The 20,696-nt window shown below is 68.1% G+C and carries 18 protein-coding genes; 7 read left to right on the top strand and 11 right to left on the bottom strand.

The features are described from left to right. Window positions 1–60: 60 nt before the first annotated feature. A complete protein-coding gene (locus tag NAM01S_RS08235; protein ID WP_067781876.1) occupies window positions 61–441 on the bottom strand; it encodes a DUF397 domain-containing protein in 381 nt (126 codons plus the stop codon). Between the two features lie 9 nt (window positions 442–450). Beyond that, a complete protein-coding gene (locus NAM01S_RS08230) occupies window positions 451–1,317 on the bottom strand; it encodes a helix-turn-helix domain-containing protein (protein WP_067781874.1) in 867 nt (288 codons plus the stop codon). Window positions 1,318–1,500: 183 nt separating this feature from the next. Here NAM01S_RS08230 and NAM01S_RS36435 point away from each other — a divergent pair, with 183 nt between their 5' ends. Both NAM01S_RS36435 and NAM01S_RS08220 read left to right on the top strand, forming a co-directional pair. After that, window positions 1,501–2,091 (top strand): hypothetical protein, encoded by a 591-nt coding sequence (locus tag NAM01S_RS36435; RefSeq protein WP_253798535.1) that lies wholly within the window; start codon window positions 1,501–1,503, stop codon window positions 2,089–2,091. A gap of 94 nt (window positions 2,092–2,185) precedes the next feature. Beyond that, window positions 2,186–3,073 (top strand): HNH endonuclease, encoded by an 888-nt coding sequence (locus NAM01S_RS08220; RefSeq protein WP_067781872.1) that lies wholly within the window; start codon window positions 2,186–2,188, stop codon window positions 3,071–3,073. 138 nt (window positions 3,074–3,211) lie between these two features. Here NAM01S_RS08220 and NAM01S_RS08215 read toward each other — a convergent pair whose 3' ends face one another. From NAM01S_RS08215 to NAM01S_RS08205, 3 genes are all read right to left on the bottom strand, one after another. Continuing rightward, the gene (locus tag NAM01S_RS08215; RefSeq protein ID WP_067781870.1) at window positions 3,212–4,627 is read right to left on the bottom strand and encodes a vWA domain-containing protein; all 1,416 of its coding nucleotides are present in this window, start codon (window positions 4,625–4,627) and stop codon (window positions 3,212–3,214) included. Continuing rightward, window positions 4,624–5,505, bottom strand: coding sequence for an AAA family ATPase (locus tag NAM01S_RS08210; protein WP_067781866.1), 882 nt, complete (start codon window positions 5,503–5,505; stop codon window positions 4,624–4,626). The genes NAM01S_RS08215 and NAM01S_RS08210 overlap by 4 nt, the downstream gene beginning before the upstream one ends. A gap of 90 nt (window positions 5,506–5,595) precedes the next feature. Continuing rightward, window positions 5,596–6,960 carry a DUF2252 domain-containing protein gene (locus NAM01S_RS08205; RefSeq protein WP_067781862.1) on the bottom strand — a complete coding sequence of 455 codons (1,365 nt, stop codon included), beginning with the start codon at window positions 6,958–6,960 and terminating at the stop codon, window positions 5,596–5,598. Between the two features lie 545 nt (window positions 6,961–7,505). On the opposite strand from NAM01S_RS08205, the gene NAM01S_RS08200 reads away from it, so the two are divergent. Next, on the top strand, window positions 7,506–7,805 hold the full coding sequence (locus NAM01S_RS08200; protein WP_157107644.1) for a hypothetical protein: 300 nt from the start codon (window positions 7,506–7,508) through the stop codon (window positions 7,803–7,805). Window positions 7,806–7,865: 60 nt separating this feature from the next. Here NAM01S_RS08200 and ilvC read toward each other — a convergent pair whose 3' ends face one another. The 3 genes from ilvC to NAM01S_RS08185 all read right to left on the bottom strand — a co-directional run bounded on the left by ilvC (window position 7,866) and on the right by NAM01S_RS08185 (window position 11,490). Beyond that, window positions 7,866–8,879: a ketol-acid reductoisomerase gene (ilvC, locus tag NAM01S_RS08195; protein ID WP_067782647.1), complete on the bottom strand. Its 1,014-nt coding sequence runs from the start codon at window positions 8,877–8,879 to the stop codon at window positions 7,866–7,868. A gap of 176 nt (window positions 8,880–9,055) precedes the next feature. After that, the gene (gene ilvN, locus NAM01S_RS08190; protein WP_067781857.1) at window positions 9,056–9,559 is read right to left on the bottom strand and encodes an acetolactate synthase small subunit; all 504 of its coding nucleotides are present in this window, start codon (window positions 9,557–9,559) and stop codon (window positions 9,056–9,058) included. Continuing rightward, complete coding sequence (locus NAM01S_RS08185) at window positions 9,556–11,490, bottom strand: acetolactate synthase large subunit (RefSeq protein ID WP_067781855.1); 1,935 nt, start codon at window positions 11,488–11,490, stop codon at window positions 9,556–9,558. Before NAM01S_RS08185 ends, ilvN begins: the two co-directional genes overlap by 4 nt. A gap of 348 nt (window positions 11,491–11,838) precedes the next feature. Between NAM01S_RS08185 and NAM01S_RS08180 the strand changes: the two genes are divergently transcribed. The 3 genes from NAM01S_RS08180 (at window position 11,839) to NAM01S_RS34830 (ending at window position 15,058) form a co-directional block, all read left to right on the top strand. After that, a complete protein-coding gene (locus NAM01S_RS08180) occupies window positions 11,839–12,378 on the top strand; it encodes a PH domain-containing protein (RefSeq protein WP_067781853.1) in 540 nt (179 codons plus the stop codon). Between the two features lie 524 nt (window positions 12,379–12,902). After that, window positions 12,903–14,744, top strand: a complete 1,842-nt coding sequence (gene ilvD, locus NAM01S_RS08175; protein ID WP_067781851.1) for a dihydroxy-acid dehydratase — start codon at window positions 12,903–12,905, stop codon at window positions 14,742–14,744. An 83-nt stretch (window positions 14,745–14,827) separates the two neighbouring features. After that, window positions 14,828–15,058: a hypothetical protein gene (locus tag NAM01S_RS34830; RefSeq protein ID WP_067781844.1), complete on the top strand. Its 231-nt coding sequence runs from the start codon at window positions 14,828–14,830 to the stop codon at window positions 15,056–15,058. Window positions 15,059–15,228: 170 nt separating this feature from the next. On the opposite strand, the gene NAM01S_RS08165 is transcribed toward NAM01S_RS34830, so the two are convergent. Further along, on the bottom strand, window positions 15,229–16,071 hold the full coding sequence (locus tag NAM01S_RS08165; RefSeq protein WP_067781842.1) for a DoxX family protein: 843 nt from the start codon (window positions 16,069–16,071) through the stop codon (window positions 15,229–15,231). Between the two features lie 223 nt (window positions 16,072–16,294). Between NAM01S_RS08165 and NAM01S_RS08160 the strand changes: the two genes are divergently transcribed. Beyond that, a complete protein-coding gene (locus NAM01S_RS08160) occupies window positions 16,295–17,398 on the top strand; it encodes a PQQ-dependent sugar dehydrogenase (protein ID WP_067781839.1) in 1,104 nt (367 codons plus the stop codon). Window positions 17,399–17,680: 282 nt separating this feature from the next. On the opposite strand, the gene gatB is transcribed toward NAM01S_RS08160, so the two are convergent. Then, entirely contained in the window at window positions 17,681–19,186 is a 1,506-nt protein-coding gene (gene gatB, locus NAM01S_RS08155; RefSeq protein WP_067782644.1) for an Asp-tRNA(Asn)/Glu-tRNA(Gln) amidotransferase subunit GatB, read from the bottom strand. Between the two features lie 65 nt (window positions 19,187–19,251). After that, window positions 19,252–20,631, bottom strand: a complete 1,380-nt coding sequence (locus NAM01S_RS08150; RefSeq protein WP_067781836.1) for an alpha/beta hydrolase family protein — start codon at window positions 20,629–20,631, stop codon at window positions 19,252–19,254. Window positions 20,632–20,696 lie beyond the last annotated feature (65 nt).

Raw genomic sequence — 20,696 nt, 5'->3', positions numbered from 1 at the left:
GGCCGCGTTCTGACCGCCTCGGACAGCCCGTTCGTGCTCACCGGCCGCGATCGTGTTGCTCTACGCCCAACGCCGCACCCGCATCGTCCGGCTGGACGTGGCACCATCCACGAAATCGAACTCACCATCGCGTGCTCCTGCGCGAAAAGCGGACCATTCGCCATCGTCGAAGCTGAGCAACTCCGGCCCAGACAATGATCTGACTAGGGTCGCATCGCCGCTGATCTCCACGGCGACAACGCCATTAGCGTCGCTCGCCAGCCCCAACACCTCGCGGACGAACCTGCTCCAGGCGACAGCGTCGAAGGTGATCGTTCCATCGGCAGGCCGCTTGCTGTGCCGTAGATACACGCTGCTTTCAGCCGGTGCGACCTCCACACAGTTCTCACCGGCGCCGCTGTACGTCGAGGTTCGCCATGCGAGGCGGTCGTCGATGGTCAAGCGGTACTCCTAACGCACGCGTGCAAGCCTTGCGATGCGGTCCCGGATGAGATCAGCCGTGTCCGACTTCGAGAGTGCCGATCCGCAAAGCCGATCGGCGATCATCCTATACTCGTCGACTTGCCCAGCTTCCTGCACATACAACGCTCCAGCCGGGTATTCGATGTATCCGATCGACTGAGCTTGGTCGAAGTCGAGCAGCATGAAGTCACCGTCGAGTCCGTCGTGCACCGTGACGGTCACCGGCATCACGTGTAGCTCGACATTGTCGAGGCCGATCAGATCGAGCAAGTGCTCGAGCTGTGCGCGCATGACCGAAGGACCGCCGACCACGCGGTCGAGCACGTACTCCTCGATCACTGCCCGAAGATGCAGCGGCCGATCGACATCCGTCAGGCGCTGCCGAGCCATCCGGGCCTGTACGACCTGCGGAACATCGATCGGGGGAACGCGCAGGTGACCATCGAGCAATGCGGTCGCGTAGGCGGCAGTCTGTAGCTGCCCGGGCAGCAACTGCGGCTCGTAAGTAAAGACGCGGGTAGCGAGACCCTCCAGGCCGACAAAGGTTTTGAACCACCCCGGGAGGACATCTCGAAACGGACCCCACCAGGTCGTCTGGTCGGCACGTCCCGCCAGCGAGGTGACTCGATCGCGGTGGGCGACCTCGACGCCATAGAACGTCAGAAGTCGGTCGACATCGTCCGGCTGCTGTTGCACCTTCGCCGTCTCCAACGCGTTGATGCGTGATTGCGCGCATCCGAGCAGCTTCGCCGCCTCCGTCTGGGTCTTGCCAGCACGCTCGCGGGCAACGCGCAGGTCGTGACCGATCAAGAAGCGCAGAGCAGACGGATCGGACCGTGTACCGGGATCAGACATCGGACTCCCCTTGTCGGACTTTGGCAATACCTGCAGTCTGCCAGGTTCAGATATATCAATTCACGAATCAGACGATATGCCAGATATATCTCCCCTATGATCACATCATCGGTGGGACGGCCAGGCGGGAGGCAAGCGGTCGACCTTCGAACAGCCACGATCAAACGAGTCGAAGGGGTTGACATGTTCGAACGTCTGGCCATCGGCAGTTGGGTTGCTACACAACAGGGTTGCCAGGTGCGAGTCGCATCCGGTGACGACGACAGCGACGCCGTCACGCTGATCTTCGGACCCTCACACGGGAGCGAGTTCGAGCTCTCGTTGGATTGGGAGACCTTGGGTCAAGTCGTTCGTCTGGGCGCCCACGCGCTCACCCGCTCTGGTCGTGGATTCACCCCCGCCCAGTTGCCGTTGGACGAGTCGGCGGTTTCACCTGAGATCGACCGCACGAACTCCACCCCAACCGTTGCGGCACCGACTGTCGAAGTCGTAATCGCCCGCGACCCTGACGGGCCCACCGAGATACAGGTTTTCGTCGACGGATCCCCGAGAACGGCTACCGAGTACCACGTCGATGCAGGAGCAGGATGGGCTTGGACTGACTGGACGCGCACTCGCGACAACAATCTCGCCAATGCGTCGCCTCCCGCCCGTGCAGCACTCAGGGAGGTGTACGCGAATCCGCCGGGCGGTCGATACATCGTCGGCCGAGGGAATGCAGGCTGGCTCGATGATGCAGGGTCGAACGCCGAAGAGCACCAGATCCTTACATAACGGGATCGCGGACTGAGCTGCTTCCTCCATCGAACTCGGGCCCGACCGCTCACGAATCCGTGACTCGCAAGGGTGAACATGGCACACTCCACACGTGGATCGTGGGGTCGAGTTGGAGTTGCGCGAGATGATCTTCGAGCATCTCGCGCGACAAGTTGAGGAGAAGGGTTCATTGACCCGCGCCGAGCTATCGGCGTTTCCACTCGAAGGTGGGCCGCGCCGACTGATCGACCAGAATCGCGGCATCTGGAATCCTCGCGACCTGATGGCGACACTGTCGATCGTGTCGAATCCGAACAGCCAGTATGCGGATGAAGAGATCGGCGACTCCATGTTCGTGTACTCGTACCGAGCCGGGAGCACCGACGGCGACAACGCAAAACTACGGCGCGCATACGAACTACAACTGCCGATCATCCTGCTTCGATGGATTCGACCCGGCATCTTCGTCCCGGTGTTCCCCGTTTACGTCATCAACGACGACAAGGCACGGAAGCGGTTCATACTGTCGCTGGACAAGGACCTTGCGGAAGTTTCGGACCCGGAGAACCTGAGTCCTCTGGAGCGGCGCTATACCCGCCGCCTCGCCAAACAACGACTGCACCAGCCAGAGTTCAGAGGGCGAATCCTGGTGGCGTACGACAATCGCTGCGGGATCTGCGGTCTGGGATACCGCCAACTGCTGGATGCAGCCCACATCGTTGCGGACAACGATGAGAACGGAACCCCTGAAGTAACGAATGGCCTCTGCCTCTGCAAGATTCACCACGCGGCGTTCGACGCAAATCTGCTCGGTATCTCCCCCGCCTACGACATCGTCATCGGACCGAAGCTGATGAACGATCCCAGTGATGGACCGATGCTTCGGCACGGGTTCCGCGACATGAACGGCAAGAAGCTGGTGGAGCCACCTCGACGGAGCGATCGGCCCTCGCGGGAACGATTGAAAGAACGGTTCGCAGCTTTCAAGGCCGCCGGCTGATACCCCAGCTGGATTCGGGAGTGGCCGGTCATCGCCAGGTCTGCGGCTCACTGCTTGCTGACCGGTAGAGACGAACCGGGCGGCGCTGGTACGCCCGCTGGACGATCTACCGCTGCGGCGCGGCGATGTCGCCGAGCCTCATGCTGGCAGCAAGCGGCTGATCACTTCCGTCAGCTGGCGCACGTTGCGGCATTCGTGCATGGTTACGTGCTCCGCGTAGGTCAGCGCGGCGGAGTCGCCGGTGGACCAAGAGCGGGCGGGTTCGGGGTTGAGCCAGTGGGTGTGTTTGGCTCGATCGGTCATCGATTGCAGGGCGGGGAGGTTGGGGTCGGTGCGGTTGGTGCGGGCGTCGCCGAGGATGAGGAGGGAGGTGCGGGGGCCGAGGGTGTCGAGGTGGGTGTCGGCGAAGGTGCGGAGGGCTTCGCCGTAGTTGCTGCTGCCGAACCGAGAGACGTTGGCTTCGCGGATGATTCGGGCGGAGAGGCCGGGTTGGGGTGGTTCGCCGGGGGTGAAGAAGCCGGTGATCTCGGCGCAGGTGTCGATGAAACCGAAGCTGCGGACCTTGCTGAATTGGTCTTGCAGCGCCTGGACGAGTTGGAGGGTGAATTCGGCGAATCCGGTGACGGAGCCGGAGAGGTCGGCGAGGACGACGAGGTCGGGGCGGCCGTGTTTGCGGGCGCGGAGTACCGGGTCGACGGGGACGCCGCCGGTGGCCATGGAGCGGCGCAGGGTGCGGCGCATGTCGATCTGGCCGCGGACGGCCTTGCGGCGACGGGCGGCGAGGCGGGTGGCGAGTTTGCGGGCCAACGGGTTCACGAGGCGGCGCATCTCTGCGAGGTCCTGTTCGCGGGCGCCGAGGAAATCTATTCGGTCCGTTGCCATTTCGACGCCGCGGCGGGCGATGTAGTCGGTGCCGCGCAGGTCGGCCGAGCGGAGGCGGGCCTGGGTTTGGACGGCGGTGCGGAAGGAGCGCAGCCTGCGTTGGGCCTCGATGGTTTGGACGGCGGAGTCGAGTTCGCCCGCGCCGCCCATACTCGCGACGACGCGATCCAGAAGTTCTTCCGGGCGAAGGGCTTTCATGGTCTGGTACGAGGACCAGCCCGCGCCGGACGCGGTGGTGACCGGGCGGGACGATTGGCCCGCTCCGCCCGTACCGCCGTAACCGCCCAGTTCGGTGAGGGATTGGCTGGCGAGTTCGGCGAGCGCGGCCTGGTCGTCGGCGGCCAGCGCGGCGGCGAGACGTTCGCGCAGCGTCTCGACGGACTCGGGAACCGTTGCCGGAGTCGGCCTTACGGCGGTCAGGAAAAAGAGGTCGAAGAGCTGGTCGAAGACGGCGCGTTGGCCGTTGCGGCGCAGCAGGCAGGCGGCGAGACCGGAGCGCAGGCGTTCGCGGTTCTCGACGCCGAGGGCGACGATCGCGGACGCGGCGTCGACGGTTTCGCTGGGGCCCGCGTGGATTCCGTACTCGCGCAGGAGGCCGACGAAATCGACGAGACGGTCGGTGAGCGTCTCGCTCGGCCCGGCACGCAAGTCACGGCCGCCATACCCGTTCATCGCCGGTCGCTCTCCGCATCCGACAACGCCAGCCGCTCGACCGCGATCCGATGGTCCGCTTGGTATTTCAGCAACACACCCAGCGTCGAGCGCACCACGCCGTTGGTCAAATTCCGCGCCCCAAGCGCCACGAGGGTCTTCGCCCAATCGACGGTCTCGGCGATCGACGGCGCCTTGCGCAGCGGCAGTTCGCGCAGTGCGCCGACCACCCGCACCACCGGCTCGCCGAGCGCCTCGTCCAGCTCGGGCACCTTCATCCGGACGATCGCGCGCTCGAGCTCGGCCGTCGGGTAGTCGATGTGCAGGTACAGGCAGCGCCGCTTGAGCGCCTCGGACAGGTCGCGGTTGGCGTTGGAGGTGACGATGACGAACGGCTTCCGGACCGCGGTGACGGTGCCGAGTTCGGGGATGCTGACCTGGAAGTCGCCGAGCACCTCGAGCAGCAGACCCTCCAGCTCGACGTCGGCCTTGTCGAGTTCGTCGATGAGCAGCACGGTGGGGTCGGGGTTGCGGATGGCGGCCAGCAGCGGGCGGTCGAGCAGAAACTCCTCGGTGAAGACGTGATCGCGGGTCCGGTTCCAGTCCGCGCTGTCGGCGGCGGTGATACGCAGCAGCTGTTTGGCGTGGTTCCACTCGTACAGGGCGCGCGCCTCGTCGATGCCCTCGTAGCACTGCAGGCGGATCAGTTCCGCCTCGGTCGCCGCGGCGACGGCCTTGGCCAGCTCGGTCTTGCCGACACCCGCCGGACCCTCGATCAGCAGCGGCTTGCCGAGGTGCCCGGCGAGGAACACGGCCGTCGCGATATCCAGCGACGGCAGGTAGCCCGCGTCGGTGAGACGCCGGGTCACCTGGTCGACCGAATCGAAAAACCTACTCATCGGTAGCCAGTGTAGAAGGACGTCACGGCGCCGCTCGCACGGCCGCGATCCGTTTCTCAGGCGCTCGGATCACGCAGGGAGAGGCGGCGCTCACGCCCCCGGCGCGGCGGCCTGCACTCGTCCGCTCTCGATCGCCGCGAGCAACGCCCTGTGGTCGTCGAGGGTCTGGTCCGCGTAGGCGAGGGCGAAGTCCACCATCGCGCGGTCGAAGGCGTCGCCGGTGCCGAGGTAGGCGGCGATGGCGACGCGGTCGCCGGAGCGGGCGTGGGCGCGGGCCAGAGTTTGGCCGCACAGCCTGGCGTAGTCGGTCAGCACCGGGCGGGACATGTTCTCGATCACCGCAAAGCCCTTCATGTCTCGCAGCTGGCGCCAGTAGTAGTGCCGCCCCTCGGGGCCGGTGGCCCAGCCGAGGAAGATGTCGCTGGCTGCTTGCGTGAGTCGTTGACCGTGCACGACCCGGTGGCCTTGGTGCCGGAACCGGCTCGGCGCGAGATGCGGGCTCAGCACGGACTCTTCGGCCTCCTTGACCTGGAGGAACAGCGGGCTGGCTGTGTCGCGGTCGGCGAGCAGGACGATGAAGCATCGAGTCCCGACACTGCCGACGCCCACCACCTTTCGTGCGACGTCGACGAACCGGTGCCGGTCCAGCAGCACCCGGCGCTCCTCGGGCAGGCTGCGGCGATAGTCGGCGAACACCGCGGCGACGGCGTCTCCTTCCGCCTCCCCCAGCGGCGTCACGAGGGGCGGATGGTGCCTGATGCGCGGGATGCCGTCGGCGTCGGGCTCGGTGAGCTTGGCCAGCGCCTGCAAGCTGGTGCGGGCCCTGGCGGCATCGAGGGTCCGTTCGACCCTCTTGCGCCGCTTGGGTTTGCGAATCAACGCCGCGACTTCGTCGGCGTCGATCCGCTCGTACCAGACCGTCATCCCGTCGAGCCGGGCCAGCCTGCGCATCGACTCGCGATATCCGCGGGCCGCGGCGAGTACGGCCTGCTCGACGTCGGTGTCGGGGCGGCCGTTCTCACGCGCGGCGACCGCGACGCTGGCGGCCAGGCGTTTCACATCCCATTCGAACGGACCGGGCAGTGTTTCGTCGAAGTCGTTGAGATCGAACACCAGCGCGCGTTCCGGTGACGCGAACAGGCCGAAGTTCGACAGGTGCGCGTCGCCGCACAGCTGCACGGTCAGCTCGGTGCTCTCCGACACGGCGAGGTCGGCGGCCATGATGGCGGGAGCGCCGCGCAGAAACGGGAACGGCCCCGCGGCCATTCGCGCGTAGCGGATGGGAGTCAGCTCGGGGACGCGGGTGGCGGCCTGCCGTTCCAGGATGGTAACCGGATCGATGCGGTCGGCCGGAGCCCGCCAGACGCCGAGCGCGGAGCGCGAGACCCGTTTGCGCGCCGCGCGGCCGAGCGAGGCGGCGGTCGACCCGGAGGCAGCGGCGGACGAGGTCGTCATTTGCCCAGTGTGGTGGGCTGCGAGCGGAGTGGCAAGGTTCGCCGGACCCGGCGGCGCGTCCGGAGCCGATCCAGGGACCGACCGCACGCGGTCCTGGTTGCTCGAAATTCGCCCATGGCGACAGAGGGCTTCGACGGTCGCACGGCCATGCAACGCCGGGCAAGCTGCCCGGCAACGATGGATGAGGTTGCGCCCCAACGCCCGCGCCCATCCAATCGCCGTGGCGCGGCATCGAAGCCGACCGCCCGACGCGGAACTGTCGCGGCACGTCCGGGCGCGACCCCAGCCGCACCCTCAGGGTATTCCCCTATCGGCGTAGTACTTCAGACTGAAACTTTTCTGGAATGCCGCTCGCCCAGTGACCTTTCGGCTCGAGTGGGGCAGAGTGAAGGCGTGCGGTCGCCGGAACGGCGGTATGTCCAGGGGGTCGCGTCCCGCGACGACGACGGCACGTCATATCCCGACCCGTTCGCCCAGCTCAGTCGGACGGATCTCCGCGAGGGGATGGCGAACGAGCGGTTCGCCGCAGAGTGAAAGGATTCACGTTGTCCACCACACGCAAGTCCGCGACCGGACGCATGCTGGCCCGAGTGGCCGTCGCAGGCGCGGTCGCCGCAATACCGTTGGCCGCCTTGGCCGTACCCGCGTCGGCCGAGCCGGGAACCCCCACCATCACCGAGGTCCGCCACCACCCCAGGGATTGCCACGGGAACTGGGGCTGGGATTTCTGGGACAACGACTGGAACCGTTGGAACCAGTGGGATCGCTGCGACGGCTGGAACAACAACGGCTGGCACGGCAACGGTCACTGGGGCTGGCCGCGCGGCTGGTTCGGCAGCAGCTAGTAGCGAAAACAGAACGGCCCGGCACCAACCAGGTGCCGGGCCGTTGTGTACTACAACGCTTTACGCGGTCTCGGTGATCGGCCGGTCGACCCAGCTCATCAGGCCGCGCAGCTTGGCGCCGGTGACCTCGATCGGGTGCTCGGCGTTCTTCTTGCGCAGACCCTCGAGCTCCTTGTTACCGCCCTCGACGTTCGCGACGAGGCGCTTGACGAAGGTGCCGTCCTGGATGTCCTTCAGGATCGCCTTCATCCGCTCCTTGGTGTCGGCGTCGATGACCCGCGGACCCGACAGGTAGCCACCGAACTCGGCGGTGTCGGACACCGAGTAGTTCATCCGCGCGATGCCGCCCTCGTACATCAGGTCGACGATCAGCTTCAGCTCGTGCAGCACCTCGAAGTAGGCCATCTCCGGCGCGTAACCGGCCTCGACCATGACCTCGAAACCGGTCTTCACCAGTTCCTCGGTGCCACCGCACAGCACGGCCTGCTCACCGAACAGGTCGGTCTCGGTCTCTTCCTTGAAGGTGGTCTTGATGACGCCCGCGCGGGTGCCGCCGATGCCCTTGGCGTAGGACAGCGCCAGCGCCTGGCCCTCGCCCTTCGGGTCCTGGTCGATGGCGATCAGCGCGGGAACGCCCTTGCCGTCGACGAACTGGCGGCGCACCAGGTGACCGGGGCCCTTCGGCGCGACCATGCCGATGGTGACGTTCGCCGGGGGCTTGATCAGGCCGAAGTGGATGTTCAGGCCGTGGCCGAAGAACAGCGCGTCGCCGTCCTTCAGGTTCGGCTCGATGTCGTTGGTGAAGATGGACGCCTGCGCGGTGTCGGGCGCCAGCACCATGATCACGTCGGCCCACTCCGAAACCTCGGCGGGGGTGCCGACGGTCAGGCCGGCCTCTTCGGCCTTGGCGCGCGACTTCGAACCCTCAGCGAGACCGACGCGGACGTCCACGCCGGAGTCGCGCAGGCTCAGCGAGTGCGCGTGGCCCTGGCTGCCGTAGCCGATGACAGCGACCTTGCGGCCCTGGATGATCGACAGGTCGGCGTCGTCGTCGTAGAACATCTCGACTGCCACTTTGGTTCCCTTCTGGAGGATCATCCCCGCCGCGGCGGGGAGCACCGTGCTCGCGCAGGTGCTGGATGTGAAATTTCAGATCAACTCGGTTCCCCGCCAGGCGGGGACGGGGTGGTCCGCCGACCGTCGATCGCAGCAAGGTTAGCCGGGTCGTCGCGGTCGGGCCGATCGGACCCCTAGCGCGTCGCCGTAATCGATTTCGGCCCGCGCCCGACAGCCACCACACCCGACTGCACGATCTCGCGGATACCGTACGGCTCGAGCATGCGCAGCAGTGCGTCCAGCTTGGACCGGGTTCCGGTCGCCTCGATGGTCAGCGCGTCCGGCGAGACGTCGATCACCTTGGCGCGGAACAACTGCACCGCCTCGATCACCTGGGTGCGCACGCTCGCGTCCGCGCGCACCTTGACCAGGATCAGCTCGCGCGCCACCGACGCGTCGGCGTCCTGCTCGACGATCTTGATGACGTTCACCAGCTTGTTGAGCTGCTTGGTGACCTGCTCGAGGGGCAGGTCCTCGACCGTCACGACGATGGTCATGCGCGAGATCTCGGGGATCTCGGTGCCGCCGACCGCGAGCGACTCGATGTTGAACCCGCGGCGCGAGAACAGACTCGCCACCCGCGCCAACACGCCCGGCTTGTCCTCCACGAGGACGCTCAGGGTGTGGGTGCTACTCATGCCTCGGTCCCCTTGTTCTTCTCGTGCGACATCGCCTCGTGGATGACGGCGGGCTCGGCGGCCTGCTCGTCCTCGTCGAACAGCGGGCGGATACCGCGGGCGGCCATGATCTCGTCGTTGCTGGTGCCCGCGGCGACCATCGGCCACACCTGGGCGTCCTTGCCGACGATGAAGTCGATCACCACCGGGCGGTCGTTGATGGACTGCGCCTCGCGGATCGCGGCCTCGACGTCCTCTTCCTTCTCCACCCGGATGCCGTGGCAGCCGAGCGCCTCGGCGAGCTTGACGAAGTCGGGGATGCGCAGGGTGTGCGTGCCAAGGTCGGTGTTGGAGTAGCGCTCCTCGTAGAAGAGGGTCTGCCACTGCCGGACCATGCCCAGGTTGCCGTTGTTGATCAGCGCGACCTTGATCGGCACGCCCTCGACCGCGCAGGTGGCCAGCTCCTGGTTGGTCATCTGGAAGCAGCCGTCACCGTCGACCGCCCACACTTCCTTCTCCGGCGCGCCCATCTTGGCGCCCATGGCGGCCGGGACGGCGTAGCCCATGGTGCCGAGACCACCGGAATTCAGCCAGGTGCGCGGCTTCTCGTACTTGATGAACTGGGCGGCCCACATCTGGTGCTGGCCGACGCCCGCGCAGTAGATCGCGTCCGGCCCGGCAAGGCGGCCGAGCGCGTCGATGACGAACTCCGGCGACAGCGAGCCGTCCTTCGGCGGGGTCCAGCCGAGCGGGTACTGATTGCGGATGCCGTCCAGGTAGGACCACCACTCCGAGATGTCGAGCAGCGGAGCCTCTCCCGCGGCCGGGTCGGCCTTGAGGGTCTCGATCAGCTCGGCGATGACCTCGCGGCAGTCGCCAACGATCGGGACGTCGGCGTGCCGGTTCTTGCCGATCTCGGCCGGGTCGATGTCGGCGTGGATCACCTTGGCGCCGGGCGCGAAGGAGTCCAGCTGACCGGTGACGCGGTCGTCGAAGCGGGCGCCGAGGGTGATCAGCAGGTCGGACTTCTGCAGGGCCGCGACCGCGCCGACGGTGCCGTGCATGCCGGGCATGCCCATGTTCAGCTGGTGGCTGTCGGGGAACGCGCCGCGCGCCATCAGGGTGGTGACCACCGGGATGCCGGTCAGCTCGGCCAGTTCCAGCAGCTCGGCCGAGGCGTCGGCCTTGATCACGCCGCCGCCCACGTACAGCACGGGGGCCTTGGCTTCCATGATCATCCGCGCGGCCTCGCGCACCTGCTTGCCGTGCGGCTTGGTGACCGGACGGTAGCCGGGCAGGCGCATCTCCGGCGGCCAGCTGAAGGTGGTCTGCGCCTGCAGCACGTCCTTCGGGATGTCGACGAGCACCGCGCCCGGACGGCCGGAGGCGGCCAGGTAGAACGCCTCGGCGATCATGCGCGGGATGTCGGCGCCGTCGGTGATCAGGAAGTTGTGCTTGGTGATCGGCATGGTGATGCCGGAGATGTCGGCTTCCTGGAAGGCGTCGGTGCCGATCAGGCCGCGGCCGACCTGGCCGGTGATCGCGACGATCGGCACCGAGTCCATCTGGGCGTCGGCGATCGGCGTCACCAGGTTGGTCGCGCCGGGGCCGGATGTGGCCATACACACACCGACCTTACCGGTCGCCTGCGCGTAACCGGTGGCCGCGTGACCGGCGCCCTGCTCGTGGCGCACCAGCACGTGGCGAACCTTGGTCGAGTCGAAGAGCGGGTCGTACACCGGGAGAATCGCGCCGCCGGGAATGCCGAATACGGTGTCGACGCCGAGCTCCTCGAGCGACCGGACGACGGACTGCGCGCCGGTGACCCGCTCGGGCGGGACCTGGCGGCGGTTCGCCGTGGTCGTCGGAGTGCCAGCGGGCGATGCCTGCTGAGTAGCCGAAGGCGCTGACCTGCGGGCCGAGGGCCCGGGCCGTGCGGTTGGTGCGCTCACCGTCTTCGTTTCCTAACTTGTCGTTCTTGACCCCGGACAACACTGCTGTGCTCGACACGATCGGTCTTCGCGACCCGCCGCGCCGGAAAATGCCCGAACACAAAAAAGCCCCCGACCAGCGCATGGCTGTTCGAGGGTGGCGCGTCGCAACGCGAGCTGACGTATTCGACCTAGGTAGTCAGGCTCAACGCTGGACGCGCCGGCCGATTACGAGCAACTCGTTTCGATTCACGCGCACGACGTTAAGCGGGCGTGAAGCGATGAGTCAAACAGATGACCCAATGCGTCCCATTATGTGGGACTCCAGTGGTTGCTTGTGTCCGATTACCAGGATGCGAGGATGGTGGTGTGTCATCACCGCATCAGTCCGTGCCACCGGCTAAATCGTCCCATACCTCCGACTCGGGATCGGATACGGGTCGGCCGGAGGCCAAGGTCATCCGCATTCAGCCGCTCGCCTACCTCGGCGTTGTCGTGCTCGCGCTGTGCGTGTTCCTGTTCTTCGTCGGCTGGCCCGCCGGTTTGTGGTGGCTGCTTGTGCTGCCCGTGGTGGTCGCCGCGTGGGTGGCGCGCACCCGGACCGTCGTCTCCGACGCCGGGCTCGACCTGCGCACCCTCTTCGGTTCCCGGCACATCGACTGGGACCAGATCAAGGGCGTGAGCATTCCCAAGCGCGGGTTCGTACGGGCGCACCTGACCGACGAGTCGGCGGTGCGGCTGCCCGCGGTGAGCTACGACCAGCTGCGCACGCTGATCACGGCGTCGAAGGGACGGCTGCCCGATCTGTTCGGCGCGGCCGCGGCGGCCGAGGTCGAGCGGGATGCCGAGGAGCGGGCGAGCGCGGAGGAGCAGGAGACGCCCGAGGCGGAGCGCAAGTCCGGCGACTGAAGGCGCTGGTCAGCTGCAGGCCGTCGGGTACCGCGCACGACCCGAAGGCGCAAGGAGCGTACGGCCGGAACCAAGGCGGAGGTCTGCGGAGCGCACATGGCTCGGAGCGAATGCGGAGGTCCGCGGAGCGCGCACGGCTGGAGCGAAGTCCCAGACACGGCTGACCCGTAGAGCTTCGGCAGCCCGTGGATGCGACGCGACAGCGCACACGGATTCGCACCGCGACGGAATATCGGCTGGACACGCGACGCTAGTCTTGGCGTAGCCGCGCCGCTGACGGAAACCGCCCGCGCGGCTGGACGGTTCGGGTACCGACACACACTCGACGACACCGTCCGCGCCGACGACCACCACCCGCGGCGACACGACGCACGCGACGCGCGACGCATCGACTACCGCGACCGGCGATATCGGCCCGGCACCCCCGGGAGTACCGTGGAACAGCCGCCGAGCGAGTTCCGGGTACGCCGAGCGAACTCCGCGCAGTCGCACCACAGCCCCCGCGACCCCTTCGAGGACCATCCATGCCACCGCTTCGTTCACGCACCACCACCGCCGGACGCAACGCCGCAGGCGCACGCGCGCTGTGGCGGGCCACCGGCCTCACCGACTCCGACTTCGGCAAGCCGATCGTCGCCATCGCGAACTCCTACACCCAGTTCGTGCCTGGCCACGTGCATTTGAAGGACGTCGGCGAGATCGTGGCGGAGGCGGTCCGCGCCGCGGGCGGCGTGCCGCGCGAATTCCACACCATCGCCGTGGACGACGGCATCGCGATGGGCCACGGCGGCATGCTCTACTCGCTGCCGTCCCGCGAAATCATCGCCGACTCGGTCGAATACATGGCCAATGCGCACACCGCCGACGCGCTGGTGTGTATCTCCAACTGCGACAAGATCACTCCGGGCATGCTGAATGCCGCCATGCGGCTGAACATCCCGGCCGTGTTCGTCTCCGGCGGGCCGATGGAAGCCGGAAAGGCCGTCGTGGTCGGCGGTGTCGCTCAAGCGCCGACGGATCTCGTCACCGCGATCTCGGCAAGCGCCAACAGCGCCGTCAGCGACGAGGGACTGGACGAGGTCGAGCGCAGCGCCTGCCCGACCTGCGGTTCCTGCTCCGGCATGTTCACCGCCAACTCGATGAACTGCCTCACCGAGGCGCTTGGTCTCGCGTTGCCCGGCAACGGATCCACGCTGGCCACGCACGCCGCCCGCCGCGCGCTGTTCGAGAAGGCGGGCCGGGTGATCGTCGACATCGCCAACCGCTGGTACCGCGAGGACGACGCCTCGGTGCTGCCGCGAAACGTGGCCAACCAGAAGGCGTTCCGCAACGCGATGGCGCTGGACGTGGCGATGGGCGGTTCGACCAACACGGTGCTGCACACCCTCGCCGCCGCGCAGGAGGGCGAGATCGATTTCGATCTGAGCACGATCGACGAGATCAGCCGTACGGTGCCTTGCCTGTCCAAGGTCTCGCCGAACTCGGACTATCACATGGAGGACGTGCACCGGGCGGGCGGCATCCCCGCCATCCTCGGCGAGCTGCGCCGCGCCGGACTGCTCGAAACCGACGTGACGACCGTGCACACCGCGAGCTTCGACGAGTGGCTCGACACCTGGGACATCCGCTCCGGCAAGGCATCCGACGAGGCCGTCGAGCTGTTCCACGCCGCGCCGGGCGGGGTTCGCACCACCGAGCCGTTCTCCACGAACAACCGGTGGTCCTCGCTGGACACCGACGCCGTGGGCGGCTGCATCCGCGACAAGGAGCACGCCTACACCGTCGAGGGTGGTCTGGTCGTGCTGCGCGGCAACATCGCTCCCGACGGCGCGATCCTCAAGACCGCGGGCATCGACGAGGATCTGTTCACCTTCCAGGGTCCGGCCGTCGTCGTGGAATCGCAGGAGGAGGCCGTGTCGGTCATCCTCGGCAAGCAGATCAAGCCGGGCGACGTCATCGTCGTGCGGTACGAGGGTCCCGCGGGCGGGCCGGGTATGCAGGAAATGCTGCATCCCACCGCGTTTTTGAAGGGCTCCGGGCTCGGCAAGCAGTGCGCGTTGATCACCGACGGCCGCTTCTCCGGTGGCACCTCTGGCCTTTCGATCGGCCACATCTCCCCCGAGGCTGCCAGCGGCGGCGTGCTCGCGCTGATCGAGAACGGCGACCAGATCCGCATCGACGTCGCCACCCGCACCCTCGAGGTGCTCGTCGACGACGCCGTGCTCGCCGAGCGCCGCGCCAAGATGGAAGCATCCGAGCGCCCCTGGCAGCCCGCCAACCGCGAGCGCCCCGTCACCACCGCCCTGCGCGCCTACGCCGCCCTCGCCACCTCCGCCGACAAGGGCGCCGTCCGCCGCGTCCCCTGACCGCCAGACGCGGGCCCCGAGTTCCGGCTCGGGGCCCGCGCGGGCTCGGAACCAGCCCGGCCGCCACAACCTGGAGGAAGCTGATGTCGTTGGACCTGTCGTTCTTCCGCTCTGAAAGCTCCCAGCGCCTTCGCGCCGAAGGGCACGTCGAAGGGGTGTGCGGGAGCATTCTGCGGGTGCTCGAGCGCCGCGGTGTCGAGGTTTCCGCCGATGCGCACGATCGCATCGTGGGATGCACCGATCGGGACACGCTGCACACCTGGCTCGATCGGGCGCTGGTGGTCACCGATGTACAGGACCTGTTCCACGACTGATCCGAAGAACCCGACGCCGAGTCGGCCCAGCGATCGAGTCGCGTTGACTCCGCAGACCGCGGTAGGGTCCGAGAGCTGAGTCGGCGTCTCGGGCGTAGACCGAATATGGAAGGCCCCGGTGCTGATGAACCGGGGCCTTCGTATGTCCAGAAGTGTTGTCGGCGTGGGGTTCAGTTGAAGGGGCCGATGCCGGTGAGGGGGTTGCCGCCGTGGAGGTACCAGTAGGTGCCCGCGGCGGCGAGGAGGGCGGCGAGGAGGGCGGCGAAGGAGCCCCAGGCGGGGCGGGTGGCCCAGCCGCGATTGCGGTCGAGGGACCAGCGGCCGGGGCCGGTGAGGATGACGGCGGCGGCGGTGCCCGCGAGGATGGTCTCGAGTTCGACGCCGGAGGGGACCGAGCCCTTGTACTGGAAGCCGGGGATCATGCCCTGCTTCCACGCCCACGCGGTGAGGATTACGGCGAGCACCGCGCCCGCAGCGAGCGGGGTGATGAGGCCGAGGATCAGTAGGATGCCGCCGCCGAGCTCGCCCACGACGAGGAGGACGGTGGCGAGGCTCGGGTGATCCCAGCCGCCGTCTGCCATCATGTCGCGGGTACCGTCCAGGCCCGGGCCGTGGAACCAGCCGGTGAGCTTCTGCAAGCCGTGATAGATGAAGGTGCCGCCGACCACCAGTCGCAGCAGGAACAGGCCGAAATTCAAAGTGCCGCGCCGGTTTTCGGCGTTACGGCGGCGTGCCAACTTGCTCGGCTCGTTCGGCGGGTTGGCGGCGGGCGGGATGCTGGCGTAGGAGTACGCGGGCGTGCCCGCCTTGGTCTGCTCGACGGTGGGCACGTCGGGATCCAGGCCGAGCTCGTCGTCGGTGCGCGGCACGTCGGCGGGACGCGGCTTGGACATGTCCACCACGGGGAGCTGCTGGGTCGGCGAATCGAACGGGCTGGTCACCGGTTGGCGGCCGGTGGTGTGCTGCTCGTCCGTGATCGGGCCGGTGGGAAGCTGAGTCGGCTTGTCGGTCACGGTCGCGCCTCGCTGCCGATACGTCGTTCGCCCATGCCTTTTGCCTCGCTGACGCTCGGCTCCGGCATGCGCGAAGCGCGCTGACACACGATTCGCCCACTGCGCTCGCTCATGGATGTACACCCTATGTCGCCCCGCGCGACCACGGGAGTCGAAGCCCGGCGGCGTGTCAACACGCCCCCGGGAGCGGCGCGGGCGACGGTATTTCCGTAACGTCTGGGGCATGAGGTTGGTTGTCGTGGGACGTCTCGCCATGAGTGTGGCGCTCGGATCCGCTCTGCTCGCCGGGTGCGCCAGGTTCGACGATTCCGCGTCGAGCCCGTTCACCCCCGAGCCGACGTTCGAACCCGCGGATCCCAAGTCCCCCAAGCAGGCGCCGCCGTCGACGACGCGCCCGAGCGGGCCGTGCATCGACCCCGATCCGGCCGTGGTGGCGACCTGCCTGGACACCACAGCGGGCATGGTCGGCGTGGCCGAGGGCGCGCTGGTCGCCGAGCGCCGCACCGGGCGCATCCTCAAGGTGATCGACCCGGACCAGCCGCCGATCGAGATCGCGCGCCTGGACGTGGACGGCTCGGCCGACGGCGGGCTCAGCGACATCGCCCTCTCCCCGACCTACCGCGAGGACGGGCTGCTCTACGCGTACATCACCACGGCCAGCGACAACCGGGTCGTCCGGATCGCCGAAGGCGGGCCGCCCAAGGACATTCTCACCGGAATCCCCAAGGGGGCCACGGGAAATCACGGCGCGATCGAGTGGGCGAGCCCCGACCAGCTGTTGGTCCTGACCGGCGACGCGGGCAACCCCGGCCTGGCCTCCACCCCCTCGTCGCTGGCCGGGAAGCTGCTGCGGGTGAACTCGCCCGCGCCGGGCGGTGCGGCGGCGCCGGAGGTCGCGGCCTCTGGCATCGGTGTGGCGGGCGATCTGTGCCGCGACGGCAAGGACAACGTCTGGTTCACCGACCGCACACCGGTCGAGGACCGGCTGCAACGACTGGGTGCGGACGGCTCGATCAGCGTCGCGTGGACCTGGCCGGACCGGCCCGGTGTCGCGGGATGCGCGGCCGCGGCCGACGGTGTGGCGGTCTCGCTGACCTACGCCAAGGCGCTGGCCATCGCCGCCGCCGACGAGAACACGCATGCCGTGACAGCAGCACCCAGCCTGCTCGCCCAAGACCGCTACGGCCAGCTCGGCGGCGCGACGGTGGGACCGGACGGCAACATCTGGGTCGGCACCGTCAACAAGACCGACGGCCAACCCGGCCCCAACGACGACCGCGTCGTCCGCATCCCGCCGCAGAGCGCAAGCGGCACCGGACCGGACTAACCGACCTACGGCGCGGCCGTGGGCACGAGCGTCCTCGGCCGCGAGCACACACGTGCCCGACCACACCGCCCTCGACACCGCCCGCACCGCCACCGGCCGCGAGCACACACATGCCCCACCACACCGCACTGCTCGAGACTGCTTGCACCACAACCGATGTGCACCACCACGAGTACCTGGCTGCGCCGGCGCGCCCGCACCCCCACCCGCCCTGGCCGGAAAGCCCCCGGAAACGACCGCGCCGCCCGCTACCAACGGTTGCGGGCGGCGCGAGGTCTTCGATCAGGAGCAGGCGGCGATAACGAGTTCCCGGACGCGGGCGGCGTCGGCCTGGCCCCTGGTCGCCTTCATGACGTCGCCGACGATCTTGCCCGCCGCCTGCACCTTGCCGGAGCGGATCTTCTCGGCGATGTCGGGGTTGGCGGCGAGCGCCTTCTCGACCTCGGCCTGCAGGGCGCTGTCGTCGCTGACCATGCCGAGCCCCTTGGCCTCGACGATCGCGGCGGGCTCGCCTTCACCGGCGAGGACGAAGTCGACGACCTGCTTGGCGACCTTGCTGTTGACGGTCTTGGCCTCGACCAGCTTGGTCACCTCGGCCACCTGCGCGGGGGTGATCGGCAGGTCCTCGATGCCGACCTCGCGCTCCTTGGCCTTCTCGGTGAGGTAGTTGACCCACCAGGAGCGCGCCTCGTTCGCCGGCGCGCCCGCCTCGACGGTGGCGATGATGGCGTCCAGCGCGCCCGCGTTCACCACGTCGCGCATGACCTCGTCCGACCAGCCCCAGTCGGCCTGGATCCGCGCGCGGCGCAGCCACGGGTACTCGGGGATAGTGGCGCGCAGTTTCTCGACCCACTCCGCGTCCGGCGCGATGGGCTCGAGGTCCGGCTCGGGGAAGTAGCGGTAGTCCTCGGCGGTCTCCTTGCGGCGGCCGGGCGAGGTGGTGCCGTCGGTCTCGTGGAAGTGCCTGGTCTCCTGCACGATGCTGCCGCCGTCGGCGAGAATCGCTGCCTGGCGGCGCATCTCGAAGCGCACCGCGACCTCGACGCTCTTGAGCGAGTTGACGTTCTTGGTCTCGGTGCGGGTGCCGAATTCGGTGGCGCCGATGGGCATCAGCGAGACGTTGGCGTCGCAGCGCAGCGAGCCCTGCTCCATCTTGACGTCCGAGACGTCGAGGGCCTTGAGCAGATCGCGCAGCGCGGTCACGTACGCCCGCGCCACCTCGGGCGCGCGCTCCCCCGCGCCGGTGATCGGCTTGGTGACGATCTCGATGAGCGGCACGCCCGCGCGGTTGTAGTCGAGCAGCGAGTGGCTCGCGCCGTGGATGCGGCCGGTGGCGCCGCCGACGTGCACCGACTTGCCGGTGTCCTCTTCCATGTGGGCGCGCTCGATGTCGACACGGAAGGTGCTGCCGTCGTCGAGCACCACGTCCAGGTGGCCGTCGGTGGCGATCGGCTCGTCGTACTGGCTGATCTGGTAGTTCTTCGGCTGGTCGGGGTAGAAGTAGTTCTTCCGCGCGAACCGGCCCCACGGGGTGATCGAGCAGTTCAGCGCCAGGCCGATGCGGATCGCCGACTCCACCGCCTGCTGGTTCACCACCGGCAGCGATCCGGGCAGCCCGAGGCACACCGGGCACACCTGGGTGTTGGGCTGCGCGCCGAATTCGGTGGCGCAGCCGCAGAACATCTTTGTCGCCGTGGACAGCTCGACGTGGACCTCCATGCCGAGCACCGGCTCGTACCGGGCGATGACGTCGCTGTAGTCCATCAGCTCGACGGTGGTTGTGCTCATGCCGATCAGTTTAGGGAAGAGGTCGGTGGACACCGCGCCGACCTCCGCGGTTCGGTTCCGGCGAATCACTTCGGCGGGAACCGCTGGGTCAGCCAGTTCGTCACGTAGGTGAGGACCTGCGGATCGATGGTAGTCGGGATGGCGGTGTACTCGCTGGGCAGGCCGGTCTGGGTGGGCTGCATCAGGTGGTTGAGCCCGGGGAAGACATGCACGGTGGCGTCCGGGCCCGCGGCGAGCAAGGTGCGGGCGGGCGGCTCGTTCTGGGTGGCGAGCACCTGCAGATCCTTCTCGCCGAAGAAGGCGAGCACCGGGATGCGCAGCGCGGACAGCGCGGGCGCGGGATCGTAGCCGATCAGCGCGGCGAAGTACGGGGTGATCTCGGCGCCTGCCTGGTCGTCCGGCACGCGCTCGCCCTCCGGCAGCGCCGCGTTGTTGCGCTTGGCCAAGGCCTTGGCCCCTTCCAGATCACCGGCCTTCAGCAGCGCCACCATCTCGGTGGTGTCGCGGACCTGCTTGTCGATCTCCTCGGGCGGCACACCGTTGGCGGCCAGGATCGCCCTGGTCTGTTCGATGAGGACATCGCCGCCGGGCACCGTCGGCCCCGCCATCAGGATCGCGAAGGCGACGCCGCTGTCGGGTCGCGCGGCGACCATCGGCGCCAGATAGCCGCCCTCGCTGTGGCCGAGCAGGCCGACCCGCGCCGGGTCGATGTCGGGGCGGCCACGCAAGTAGCTCACGCCCGCGGCGACGTCGTTGGCCAGGTCGGTGTAGTTCGACTCCTCGAGCTTGCCGCCGGTGCCGCCGACGCCTCGGTCGTCGGTGCGCAGCACGGCGTAGCCCGCGCGGGTGAGGGTGTCGGCGAGCAGCAGGAAGGGCTTATGGCTCATCAGTTCTTCGTTACGGTCCTGCGGTCCGCTGCCGGTGATCAGCAGCACCGCCGGAAACGGTCCGGCGCCTTCGGGTTTCGTGAGAGTGCCCGCGACCGTGATGTCGCCGCTGGGGTAGCTCACGTCCTCGGAGCGGTACGGGAACGGCGGTTTCGGCTCCTGCGGCCGGTCGAGCTGGGCGACGGCGCCGCGCTCGAGCGTCAACGGGTACGACTGGCCGAACTGGGTGAAATCCCCGGGGATCCGATCGGAGCCTTCGTCGTAGCTGCCCTTGAACGCGGGATCGCCGGGGATGTTCGGAATGGCGAAGGCGACGCCGGTCCGATCGGACTTCACGTCCTTCAGCGGTTCGTCCCGCACGCCTTGCAGCGGGATGTCGATGGTGGCGGTGCCGTCGCCGGCGAAGGTCACCCCGATCTCCAGCGGCTGGCCGGGAATCTGGATCCCACCGTGCCAGTCACCGGTGGTGGGTTCCGGCGGATTGGATTCCTCCGTACAGCTCGCCACCAGCGCGGCGACCACGAACAGGACCACGGCGAGCACTCGACCGGTACGCATGCAGCGACAGTACCCACGACGTGGCCGAATCGGGATCAACCGCGAGTCGCACGCACCGTACGTCC

The sequence above is a fragment of the Nocardia amikacinitolerans NBRC 108937 genome (assembly GCF_001612615.1).
GTDB classification, from domain to species: domain Bacteria; phylum Actinomycetota; class Actinomycetes; order Mycobacteriales; family Mycobacteriaceae; genus Nocardia; species Nocardia amikacinitolerans.
The sequence above is the reverse complement of the archived record's forward strand: the minus strand, read 5'-3'. Positions and strand labels throughout refer to the sequence as shown.